Consider the following 12,345-nt stretch of genomic DNA (forward strand, 5'->3'; position numbering starts at 1 on the left):
ACAGATGGCTCCCCTTCTCAATCTGAGAATCTAGCTACATCAATACTCTCAGGACTTTTCTGCACCACTAAGGTCCCCAACACCAGGCTTGTCTAGAGCCGTTGTCCCCTAGCCTCAACGGACGGACTCGCAAACAGCAAAATCCCCATCCCCGGTTCTCGTTGGCGCGGGCCGCTTGGCTGATGGTCCGGCTCGGCGGATGGTCGGGGTATCAAAGCCAAAGACCGCCAGGTCTCGTCACCTTCTATTGAGGATTACAGACCTGTGAGGGCATCTTTCTGGGGTGGAAACTTGCCCATCCGTGAGGCCGATGAGTTATGTATACACAGTAGCTTTGCGAAGGAGAGGTGAGGAGAGGTTTTCCTAAGCAAGCACAACTCCAGTTTTCAACTTTGATCATCTCCTTTGATGTATCGAACGGCCCAGAAGAGGGAAGCAGGTTGCAAAGATGAGGGACATATTGCCGCACAGTCCGTTACGACGATTAGGAATGTAGGGTGGTGGGCGGCACTACCGCATAGCGATCGCGCCCTGCTTGCTTGGCTTGATAAAGGGCGAGGTCGGCGCGCCCCAGTAAGTCTTTAGCAGTGGGCACCTGGGTGGGCAGAGCCACCGTAATGCCGAAGCTGAGGGTTATTCGGTCGACAGTGGGATGTGTGTCATGGGTGAGATTGAGGGCAGCGATCGCCGCCTGCATCTGCTCCACCACCGCGATCGCCCCCGACAGATTGGTGTGGGGCAAAATGATGGCAAATTCTTCGCCACCGTAGCGGGCCACGCAGTCCGTGGCGCGATTGACACAGCCCTGTAGCGCCTGGGCCACCGCCACCAGACAATCATCCCCCGCCGGATGCCCATAGGTGTCGTTATATTGTTTGAAGTAATCGATGTCGCACAGAATCAGCGTGAGTTCTTGCTGCGCTCGCTGGGCGTGTTGCCACTCCACAGTCAGAGTGTCGTCAAACCGACGGCGATTAGCAATGCGGGTAAGCCCGTCCGTGCGAGAAAGATGCTCCAGTTCTTGATTGGCCGCCAACAGTTGCTGATGCAGTTCACATTGTTGCAGCGCAATTGCGAGTTGCTGTGCCACCTGCTGCAACAGTTCCAATTCATCCGGCTCCCAATGACGACCATGCCTGCAGGCATGGGTGATTAGCAACCCCCACACGCAGACCGTGCCATCGAGTTGTGTTTGCGTGATGGGTGCCACCATTTTGGATTGCACCCCCACCGACTGCATAAACTCCGTCAAACAAGCACCCCAAGTATCTTGAGTAATATCGGCGACGATGCGCCCCTGCCCCTGCCGATAAAACTCATAACAGTCGGGCGGAAAGTGCTCATCTTCCCATCCCATTTCTAAGGTTGTGGGGTACTCTGGGCAAACGCTTTCCTGTATCACTACGCCAGCATGGTTCGATGTGAGTTGAAAAATTAAGGTGCGATCAGCATGGAGCGCCTGCTGCACTTCTGTCACCGCCGTTACCAGCAGGGCATCAAAATCTAGCGATTCCCGCATATGCTGCGTAATCATCCGCAGGGAATGTTCTTGATTGGCACGCCGTAACAGCGCGGTTTGCGCTTGCTTGAGGGAGGTAATGTCACGAGACACAATGAGCACTGAGGTGATGTGTCCCTGGTCGTTACGCTCGGGGACGATGCGCGACTGAAATGCATAGATACCGGCGGGGAGCGATTCCTGCGTTTCCAACAGCTGCTCTTGACCAGAGTCAAAGGCCTCAGCGATCGCTGTTTGCCACGACCCTAAAAAATCAGCCGAAAAGCCCAGTTCTGCTAGTTTTTTGCCAAGTAATTCAGTCCGTGGCATCGCCATGCGACGTTCGACAGTGGGGTTGACATACTGAATTTGCCACGCTGCATCTAGCCGCAAAATGCCATCCGGGGAGTTTTCGGCGAGGGTGCGAAACTCCTCTTCTCGCTGACGCAGGGCCGTTTCCGCTGTGACGCGGGCGGTAATGTCGTCGACAATGCCGATGACAAGTTGTGCTTCGCCAGCGGCATCATAAACAGCGACCTTGCGGTTGTGAATAATCAGCGGTTCTCCAGATTCGAGGCAAACGACTTCTTCCGGACGTTCCCAAAGCTGACGCCTGGCAATGGCCTCTCGATCATTGGCAATACAGCGCTCCGCTAGGGCTGGGGGCCACAACTCATTATCTGTGCGCCCCAGTACTTCATCGCCGGTCAGACCGAGCAACTGAGTGCAAGCTGCGTTCCAGACTGTGTATTGCAGGGTGTCAGCGGTTTTGGCGAAAACGCCGACCGGCAAGTGATTCAACACTTGTTGCAGGAGGGTACGGGTCTGTTGGAGATCAACTTCGGCCTGTTTACGATCGCTGATGTCTGTCGCGATGATAGTGAAAATCCAATCGTCCTGTCCCGCTGGCTGGGTGGCCGAGATCGTTTCTTGAATCCAGTGAACCGAGTCGTCCGGATGCCGGAAGCGGTATTCGATCGTTTTGTAGGGCTGGCCCGAGCGCAAGTCTTGCACCGCCGGGGCAATGATGTTGTCCAAATCTTCGGGAATTACCCGCGATCGCCAGAGTTGGGACTGACTCTGCAACATGGCTGGTGGGTAACCAAAGACGGCTTCGGTGCCGGGCGAGTAGTAATCGTAATTAATCGAGTCGTGAAGGTCACCAGATAAGCGGAATTTGGCGACGGCAGCGTGCAAACCGTTCAAAATCATCGCCAGTTCGTCGCGGGATTCTTGCAGTGCTTGCTCTAAACGGCAGCGATCGGTCACATCCCAAAAGATGCCTTGAGTCCCGACAATATTGCCGTCGCCATCACGCACCGGAGATTTCACTACTTGTAAATAGAGGGGGGGAACCTGCCCGGCGAGTGGAAATTCCTCAATCTGGTCAAAAGTATTTCCCGTCGTGAACACTTGGCAATCTTCAGCGTCATACTGGGTCGCCCAGTCCAGGGGGTAGAGATCATAGACCGTTTTACCGATGATCTCCGCTGCCGACATCTGCAACCAGCGCAACATCGCCGGATTAGCATATACCATGCGCCCTTGTTGGTCTTGCCGATAGAGGTATTGAGGCATGACCGCAGTCAAGGATTGATAGAGCGCGTTGCTTTCTCGCAGTGCGGCCTCGGTGGCTTTGAGCTCAGTCAGATTAATGTCAAATCCCAATATCTCCTTCGGTGTGCCGTCAGGTTGTCGGGTCAAGATGACTTCCCGGTTTTGCAGAAACTGGGTGCTGCCATCTTTACCAAGGCAGGTATGTTCCCATTCATAAATTTCGTTCATGCGATCGGCGAGCAGCTCTCGGCCATAGGCGGCAATCTTGTCGCATTCGTCACGGGGAAAGATGGTCGGTAAAAAGTCTTGGCCCAGCGCTTTGATTTCTGCCAAGGTATAGCCCAGATTGGCTTCGTAGGCCGGGTTGCAGTAGGTCAATTGCCCTTGTTCAAGGTTGTAGATGTAGAGGGGAATGGGGGCGAGTTCCATGACCTGGCGGCGGAAGGCTTCGCTGGCTTGCAGGTCGAGTTCTGCCTGCTTGCGATCGCTAATATCCTCAATGGTGCCGAGCATCCGGATGGGGTGCACCTGCTCATTCCACACCGCCTGGCCCCGCGCCCGGATCCAGAGATAATGCCCCTGCCGATGCTGCATGCGAAATTCCATCGCAAACGGCTCACCCGTAGATAGATGCCGATACGCGGTGTCGCGCACCATGGCTCGATCATCGGGATGGATGCGTTCTAGCTCCCGCACAAAACTATTCAGTCCTTGCATTTGCGGGTCATAGCCGAGAATTTCCCAATAGCGGTCGGAATCCAGGATGACGTCGTCGTTAGGTTCCCAATCCCAAATGCCTTCGCCGATACTTTGCAACACCAGGGCATCGCGCTCGTGGGCCGCTTGCAATTGTTGATACAAACTGGCTTGATGAATGGCGATCGCGAGTTGGTCAGCCACCCGCTGCGCCAGCTGCACCTCTTCGGCCAACCAGGGCAGCGGTTGGGGCGAACGCGCGAGGGTGAGAGCGCCCCAGATCACCCCTTCCACACTGATGGGCACCATCAGCCAAGCTTGATAGGGGCTATTTTCAGCCAGGTGACGGTTAATGGGGTCCTTAATGGTTGCCGTGTTGTCCACTTGCACCACTGCCAAACGTTTGAGCTGCGCGGCAAACGGATTGTCGGCATCGGGCACATCCACATGTAGCTTGATGGCCTGACGGGTGCCCTGGTTAAACACCACTTGATGCCGCCAACAGCCTTCGGTGGGCAGGTATTGAACAATCGACACCGCGCCCTTAAGCAAGTCAGAAATTGCCGCCGCCGCTTCTACAAAAATCGTGTCTAAATCGAGGGAATTGCGCACCGCCTGCACCACCTCGTTGAAGGCACGCTCTTGCTGCGTTTGCTGGGCTAAGGCGAGCTCCGACCGCTTGCGATCGGTAATGTCAATGTCGGTGCCTAACATGCGGTAAGGGGTGCCGTCGGGCGATCGCAGCGCCACCCCCTGGGCCAGTACCCACACGAGATGGCCATCGCGGTGCACCATACGATGCTCTATCCGATATTCCGGCGATCGCCCCTCCAAATGTTCGGTTGCCGCCGCCATCACCGCTGACAGATCGGCCTCGTAGACATACTGCGCCCAATCGTCAATATGGTTGCGAATCTCATCGTCTCGATAGCCCAGCATGTGTTTCAGCAATGGGTCGAGAAAGATGTCGTTGGTTTGCAGATCCCAGTCCCAAACCCCGATAGAGCAAGCTTGGGTCGCCTGTTGATATTGGGCTGCCGTTTTAGCCACGGTGGTCGCCGCCTGACTTTGCACCGATTCCAGGTGTGCGCGCCACTGCAACTGCTCTAAGGCGGCTCCCAAAGATGCGCCAATTTGTTGCAGCACATAGCCATGCACCAACTGCCAGGAGCAGCTTGATCGACATAGATGAACCGCAAGCCACCCCCACAATTGCGGCGGCGCATCCGCCGTTGCGGTCGGGGGCGGATTGGTCCAAATGCCGGTGATCAAGCAGGCTTTGACCTGGTGCTGAGTCAACTCGGCGATCGCTGCGGCATCGAGCTGACTGTCCACGACCTGGTCAATCGCCACGCACCCTGTATCCAGGTAAGCAACCGTCGGGGAACCTGTAAATGGGGGCATGGCAAGCGTTGTGTCCAGCAGCGATCGCCAGCCGTCCTCCACCACTTCGGCGATGACGGTGCCATGCGCCGCCGTAGAGGCCCGACAAATCAGAACGCGATCGCCCTCAAAGAGCTGTTGAATCTGCTGCACTCCCACATTCAGCAGCGACTTCATCTCATCACAATGGCGCAGCTGCAAGGTCGTTTCGGTCAGACATGCAAAGACCTGATTCACCCTGTCGTCAGTCTGGGATAATACGGAAAAAAGCATCTCGGAATCAACCTAGGCAACTTATCCACAGTGAAGACACTGAGCAGACGCTCTTTATATTGTGTGTCATCCCACCAAGGATTTAGATTCCGCAGACTTGATTTTTTTTGTTAGTCACCAAAACTTTACAGATCTCCGCAATCCAGATCGGCTAGCAGCGAAGTCTCATTTCGGCAAAAATCAATATGTTTTGATTGATTCGTCACTCAACGGCACTAACCGCTTCACAAAGATTTTGGTTAGGTCGCTGCTTGTAGCCGCTTCTTCATAAATGTTGTCAATTCAGTGACTGAATTGGCTAGCGGCCAGGTAGCTAACCCTGAGAAATCATGAGCTTTCCTTGCCGGGGCAAACTTTAATTGACTTCGCTATGGAGTGTTGAAGTCGCTAATGAATGAAGATTGAACGAAGCTGGAACAGCCGTCTCGGCTGTTCACTGTTAGGTACCAGGTTGATTCGGTCAGAGCCGGGTTCGTGTAATCGTGAACCCTAAGTCACCTGGGCGGACGCTGCCCGCCCAGGGCTAATCGACCCAGCCAATTTCTTCATCGGAGAGCATTTTGTTCTTTTGCTCACCGTGATCGATCGCATAATCCGGCACTGATTTGTAGGCCGGCAAGCGTCGACCCCGGGAAATGTCGCCCCCGCTAGATTTGTAAGCGGGCAATCGCTGACCGCGATAAATATCACCCCCGCCAGGCGGAAGTTTGACGGTCAGTGCGGGTTTAGGTTCGAGTTCTGGCGAAGCTGCCGTGGGAGCCGGAGTCGAAGCCGGTGGCGTGGGCTTAGCCACCGGCGCTGCTTCAGCCGTCTCGGTCATCTTGAGAATGACTGATTTAGCATCCTCTAATTCCTTGGTGACTTGCTGCAGTTTGTCGGCATCGGCCTTAGCCGCATTTTGGGCTTTTTCGAGCGTGTCTTTCAGTTCAAACAGACGCTCTTGCTGGTTGTTCAAATCTTCTTGCAGCCCTTGCACCTGCTTGTCCAAAGCGGCTTCTTTTTTCTGGGCGGCGGTCAGGTCAGCGGTGAGTTGAGCCACCTGCTTTTCTAGCTCGGCCTTGGTGACGGTACGACTGTTGGCACTGGTGGACTGGGTCGTGCTTTTGGTTGTTGTGGCCTTGCGGGGGGCGGCTGACTTGTTCGACGCTGCGGTCGATTTGGCCCGCGATGCAGAAGTCCGAGCGGTTGGTTTTTTCGCCTGTGCCGATTTGGCGGGAGCCGCTTTTGCCGTACTTTCTTTCGCCGATGTATCAGCGGCGGTTTCGGGACCGTTGGCCTCTTCTTTCAGCAAGTCAGATAGGTTTTTCTTGGTCATGATAGGCTCCAGTCTTGCTGTATTTCTTCGGCAACTCGGTAATAATCGGCTCGGGCTTCTTTGCCGTTAGGGCCGCGCCATTGGGTGATAGGTACCCCCTCTAAGGCCGCCCGTTCATGGGCTTTGTAGGTGCGAATGACCGTTGCACAAGCGGGAATGTTGAGGCTATTCAAGGTTTGCTGCGCCTCGACCGCCTCGGCCAAACTACGGGAGTCCACTTTGGTGAGCAAGACCCGATGGGCCACCCCCGAAGGCGCGATCGCTGTTTTGATTGTATTGACTAAAGCGGCCAGATCCATCGGGGCCGGGGGCGTGGGCAGCAAAATGTAATCTGCTACGGGTACGACTGCCGCTAAAGCATCCGAGTTTAATGCCGGAGGGGTGTCCACCACGATCAAAGAATAATTGTTAACCTTCTTTAGTTTGCCTAGCAGGGTCGCGTCTGTCTCGGTTGTGATATCAAACGTCACGGGTTGAGGATTGCGTGACACCCACCAGCTGGCCGAACCTTGGGGGTCTGCATCCACGAGCAAAACGGGTTGGGCCTCAGACAAAATCGCAGCCATGTTGACAGCGGTGGTGGTTTTACCGACGCCGCCTTTGCCGTTGAGCACAGCTAAGATACGGGGAGAGGATTCCTTGCGCGGGCGGGCCAAGGCCGTACTCCTTTACTTTGCGAGGAGAGCCCTGACCTGTAGAGCGCAGCGCCGGACTCATGACAGCATGACTATATCGCAGATGCGATCGCCCTAACTCCCCAATCCGACAAATTATTAGGCGAACGATCGCCGCCCTGGGAGACGAATGAATTGGATGCCTCCACCCGTGACAGGGGATCGCGTTACCCTCGCCGCCCGGGCTGGGAAGGTTGCACCGCGAGCTCAAAATTGACCTGTTCAACCATGGGCGTCGGCCCCAACAGGCGGGCGGCCAAATGGGCAAACTGGTCGGGGCAACCGCTCACAAAAAATTGCGTGGGGCGACCAGGAACCGTGCTTTTCAGGTCTAAGAGTTCGAGTTCTTTGACCGCAGCTTTGACCATTGACTGGGCTGGATCAATCCGCTGAATGGTGGCAGGTAAGAAGGTTTTGAAGACCGGGGCCAAATGCGGATAGTGAGTGCAGCCGTAAATGAGGGTATCGATATTGGCCGCGATCAAGGGTTGCAAATAGGTCTTAGCCACTTCAACCGTTTCTAGATGTTGCAGCCGATTTTGCTCAATTAGGGGTACAAATTTTGGGCACCCGACTTGCCAAACTTGTTTCGTGGCATCGACTTCTAAAATGGCTTGACGATAGGCATCGCTGGCAACCGTGGCGGGGGTAGCAATAACGCCGATGCGCTGTCCGGCTTGGGCGGCGGCGCGAGCACCGGGATGGATGAGGCCCAAAATGGGAATGGGAAATTCGGCTTGCACCTGCTCTAAGGCGAGGGCGGAACTGGTGTTACAGGCCATCATCACCATCTTGACGCCCTGGGCCATCATCCAGGTCATGATTTCGCGGACGAACTGCAAAATCTCGTCGGGGCTGCGATCGCCATAGGGCAAGCGCGCCGTATCGCCCACATACAAGATGGATTCGTGCGGGAGTTGACGGTCGATCTCTCGCAGTACGGTCAACCCACCGACACCGCTATCAAAAATACCAATGGGGGCAGTGCTGACGGGGGCTGAGGCGAAATCACGCTGGTAGGCCATAGGATAACGAGTGCATCTGATCAGGTTGATAAGAGTTTAGTCGGGTTTCTCGAAATTTCAGTAGCGATCGCGCACTGATTGCAAAGTCTCATCGATTGTCTGGGATTGATACTGCCGAAGCCGGGTGGCAGGGTGGCAGGGTGTGAGGGTAGGTGAAGCGGGTCTTGGCACTGAGCCGCAACAACTCATCTCGTCTCTCCCCCCTGTTCTCACCAACTCCACTTACCCCCTCCACCTCACCTACCCCATCAACTCCATCTACTTCACCCCCTCCCCTTACCCCATCAACTCCCCCTCCCCCCTTCCACCCTTGTGAGAAGATAGCCAGGAGTTTCTCATGCGTGGCGACCCATGATTTGGATTGACTGGCTCATTGTCTTGGCGTATTTGCTGTTGACCCTCTGGCTGGGGCTGTATTTATCACGTCGGGCGTCGGGGTCGCTGGTGGACTTTTTTGTGTCGGGGCGATCGCTGCCGTGGTGGCTGGCGGGCACCAGTATGGCCGCCACCACGTTTTCCATCGATACGCCGCTCTACATTGCAGGAGTCGTCGGCAGTCGGGGCATTGCGGGCAATTGGGAATGGTGGAGCTTTGGCATCGCCCATGTGGTGATGATTTACGTATTCTCGCGGCTGTGGCGGCGATCGGAAATCGTCACCGATGCCGAACTGACGGAGCTCCGCTATGGCGGGAATATGGGCGCTTGGCTGCGGGGCATCAAAGCCTTTCTCTTTGCCGTGCCGATCAACTGCATCGGGATCGGATATGCCATGTTGGCGATGGTCAAGGTAATTACAGCGCTGCAACTGTGGGAAAGTCTGGGCTTTGAGCCGGGAGACGATGCCAAGCTGTGGAGCGTCATCGGCGTCAGTCTATTTGTGCTGGTTTATGCGGGATTTTCGGGACTGTGGGGGGTCGTCGCCACGGACTTTTTTCAGTTCTTTCTGGCGCTGTTTGGCGCGATGGTGGTGGCCGGAGCCGCGCTCATCAAGATTGGCGGCATGGGTTCCCTGGTGGATCAAGTCAATACCCAGTTTGGCCCCGATACGTTGGCGCTGGTGCCGCTGAAATGGGGCGACGGGGGGATTCGGTGGAGCGAGACCGCCGGAATTTCGGTCAACACCTTCCTGGCTTACATTGGCCTGCAATGGTGGGCCTTTCGCCGCAGTGACGGGGGGGGCGAATTCATTCAGCGATTAGCCGCATCGAAAGATGAAGCCGAGGCGGAGAAGGCGGCTTGGTTTTTCAACATTTTGCATTATGTCGTGCGGACCTGGCCTTGGGTGGTGGTCGCCTTGGTCGCCCTGGTGGTTTATCCCACGCTGGAAGATCGGGAGCTAGGATATCCGTTACTGATGCTCGATTTTTTGCCCCCGGTGCTGTTGGGCTTAGTGGTGGCGTCGTTGATTGCGGCGTTTATGAGTACGGTGTCGACGCTGATTAACTGGGGCGCGTCTTATCTCACCAATGACTTATATGGTCGGTTTATCAATCGCGATGCGGCTGATGAGGAGTTGGTGTTTGCCGGTCGGGTGGCGTCGGTGGTGGTGACAGCGGTGGGCGCGACGGCGGCGTTTTTTGCCCAAGATGTGACGACGATTTTTCGCCTGGTGATTGCGATCGGTACGGGGCCTGGCCTGGTGCTGATTTTGCGCTGGTTTTGGTGGCGCATCAACGCCGCGGCTGAGTTGGCCTCTATGCTGGCAGGATTTTGCATTGGGTTATTGACGATGCCGATCGCCGATCCGGCAACGGCGCAAAATCCCCTGGTGATTTGGCTGGCGGCAGTGCAGTCGCGGGTCACCATTTTGCAGACCAGCGATTTTGGGCAGCGGCTGCTGGTGATTGCGAGCATCACCACGGTGATTTGGGTGGCCGCGATGTATCTCACCCCGGCGGAAAGTCCCGAGACACTGGCCCAGTTTTATCAAAAAGTGCGGCCCGGTGGCCCCGGTTGGAACCGTCAGCGCCTTGCCGTCGGCGAACAGCCGATTCGCCTGATTTCCTTTGCGGGGGGCTGGCCGCAGCTTGGTTTTGATCAACCGGGCATTTTGCCAGAGCAGGATTTGCTGTTGCAGGGGCGTCAGGTAATTGCGGCCATTGGGCTGCTGTTTGGCACGATGTTTGCGATCGGCGGCTTTTTGCTACTGCAACCGCTGGTGGGCTGGTGGGGATTGAGCATTGCCGTGCTCGGTGGCGTGTGGCTGCGGCGGTTGCAGCGCGCCCGCATTGCCCCCATGCCGCGCCCTGGCCTAGATGATATCGGGGATGGTTTGTGATAGCAGGTAGGATGAGAATTGGGCGATCCGGTAGGGGCGAGGCATTCTCGATGAAACACTCTGGTTAATCCAAAACGTTCTTCCGAGAATGCCTCGCCCCTACTACGGTCGGATACCTGTTGGTCGCCAGTGTTCTTCTATTCTCAAACGCCATGTCATTTTTTCGTGCTTACATTGCGCCGTTGTTGATTGTGCTCACGTTTTTAATTGCCATGTTGGCGGTGAGTGCGCGGATCTTTTTGCCTGGTGACATGCGAGCCCCAGCCCCCATTGAGGAGCCCGTGGGACAAGGGGATGGCGCTAGCACTAGCGAGTCGCCCGAAATTTCCTGGTTGTTAACCGGACAGCCCGATGACTTGAGCTAACGAGGCTTGAATTAATGATCTTTGCGATCGCGGGCTACCAACTTCGAGTGGGATCGGACAAAGATCGGGCGCTGCTGGTGAAATTTCTCGGCAAGACCTATCGCGACGCGACGGGGAACGATCGCCTTCAGCATTTGGCGGCGACGGTAGAACAGCATTTTTCGCCAGAGACTCCCCTGTGGTGGGTGCAAACGGAGGCCCAGCCCAGCCAAACGGTGGGATTTTTGTGGTTAGGCCATGCCATTGACCAACAGCAGGGCGATCGCCACGGCTATGTACTGGCGGTATACGTTGCCCCAGAACACCGTCGCCAGGGCATTGCCACGGCATTGTTAAACCACGCGCAAGACTGGGCACAGACGCGGGGCGATCGCCAAATTGCGCTGCAAGTCTTTGCCGATAATGAGGGGGCGATCGCCCTGTATCGCCAATTGGGCTATCAAACCCAGTCTCTCTGGCTGACCAAACCATTGCCGTAGGGGCGCGGCAGTTGCAGAATTAATGTTTGGGATTTCATCAAACCCATCACGCCGACCTGGTTAATCAAACCCTGACCGTAGGGGCGAGGCAGGCTCGATGCCACAATCTGGCTGATCCGATGCGTCATTCCGAGCCTGCCTCGCCCCTACAGGGAATTTTCCACGTAATCTTTGGCGGCTTTCAAGCTCCATCCAGTGTGGTCATAGATGAGCTTGACCGCCGTCACTTTTCGATGTTCGGCCAGCAGTTTTCGGGCTGTAGCGATCACCTCAGGGTCGAGGTCTCTGGACGATTGCTGCTGCTCCTGCTGGTCGATGTAGTCTTTAGCGTGTTGAAGATCCCAGCCTTGTTGCTCATGAAGGTAGTTGATGGCTTCTGACTGACGATTTTCTAAAATCAGATCCCGAATATCGCGACTCTCGGCTGAAACGGTTCCTTGATTAGCGTCAGCAGTCTGAGGTGGCTCGATGGCGAGCGATGCGGGGGCCGCGTCTGCTTCCCATGGCTGATCAGCCTTGTGGGTGGGCCTAGTCGGGGCAGAATAAGCGGGGGTAAGGGTGCCCGATGGGCCAGATGATTTCACTTTGCGCCTTTCCAGCTTGCGCACGAGCCAAAAACCCAATAGAAAAGCGCAGAGTCCAAGAAAAATCAGCGAAATCGGGTGCATGGGATACCGGAGATAGGGGAGTGAGCGATCGCCCACCCACCACCTTCAACGGTGTCGGATGGTTGGCACGTCTATTGGCTGAGGATAACGGGTTATCTGCTTTGACCAAAATCTCTGTTAGCAAACGCAACG

At 55.8% G+C, this 12,345-nt stretch carries 8 protein-coding genes; 3 read left to right on the plus strand and 5 right to left on the minus strand.

Annotated features, from left to right (window positions below; translation table 11 throughout):
• Positions 1-484: 484 nt before the first annotated feature.
• The 4 genes from JUK32_RS21475 to murI all read right to left on the minus strand — a co-directional run bounded on the left by JUK32_RS21475 (position 485) and on the right by murI (position 8,421).
• Entirely contained in the window at positions 485-5,407 is a 4,923-nt protein-coding gene (locus JUK32_RS21475; protein WP_204140918.1) for a PAS domain S-box protein, read from the minus strand.
• A gap of 523 nt (positions 5,408-5,930) precedes the next feature.
• Positions 5,931-6,722, minus strand: coding sequence for a hypothetical protein (locus JUK32_RS21480; protein WP_204140919.1), 792 nt, complete (start codon positions 6,720-6,722; stop codon positions 5,931-5,933).
• Positions 6,719-7,378, minus strand: coding sequence for a ParA family protein (locus tag JUK32_RS21485; protein WP_204140920.1), 660 nt, complete (start codon positions 7,376-7,378; stop codon positions 6,719-6,721). The genes JUK32_RS21480 and JUK32_RS21485 overlap by 4 nt, the downstream gene beginning before the upstream one ends.
• A 185-nt stretch (positions 7,379-7,563) precedes the next feature.
• Positions 7,564-8,421 (minus strand): glutamate racemase, encoded by an 858-nt coding sequence (gene murI / locus JUK32_RS21490; protein WP_204140921.1) that lies wholly within the window; start codon positions 8,419-8,421, stop codon positions 7,564-7,566.
• Positions 8,422-8,772: 351 nt separating this feature from the next.
• Between murI and JUK32_RS21495 the strand changes: the two genes are divergently transcribed.
• From JUK32_RS21495 to JUK32_RS21505, 3 genes are all read left to right on the plus strand, one after another.
• Positions 8,773-10,701: a sodium:solute symporter family protein gene (locus JUK32_RS21495; protein WP_204140922.1), complete on the plus strand. Its 1,929-nt coding sequence runs from the start codon at positions 8,773-8,775 to the stop codon at positions 10,699-10,701.
• Between the two features lie 152 nt (positions 10,702-10,853).
• On the plus strand, positions 10,854-11,066 hold the full coding sequence (locus JUK32_RS21500; RefSeq protein WP_204140923.1) for a hypothetical protein: 213 nt from the start codon (positions 10,854-10,856) through the stop codon (positions 11,064-11,066).
• A 14-nt stretch (positions 11,067-11,080) separates the two neighbouring features.
• Positions 11,081-11,545: an N-acetyltransferase gene (locus tag JUK32_RS21505; RefSeq protein WP_239112932.1), complete on the plus strand. Its 465-nt coding sequence runs from the start codon at positions 11,081-11,083 to the stop codon at positions 11,543-11,545.
• Between the two features lie 146 nt (positions 11,546-11,691).
• Here JUK32_RS21505 and JUK32_RS21510 read toward each other — a convergent pair whose 3' ends face one another.
• Positions 11,692-12,129 carry a hypothetical protein gene (locus JUK32_RS21510; protein WP_204140924.1) on the minus strand — a complete coding sequence of 146 codons (438 nt, stop codon included), beginning with the start codon at positions 12,127-12,129 and terminating at the stop codon, positions 11,692-11,694.
• Between the last annotated feature and the right edge of the window lie 216 nt (positions 12,130-12,345).

Origin of the sequence: Halomicronema sp. CCY15110, from assembly GCF_016888165.1 — a bacterium.
Classification (GTDB): domain Bacteria; phylum Cyanobacteriota; class Cyanobacteriia; order Phormidesmidales; family Phormidesmidaceae; genus Halomicronema.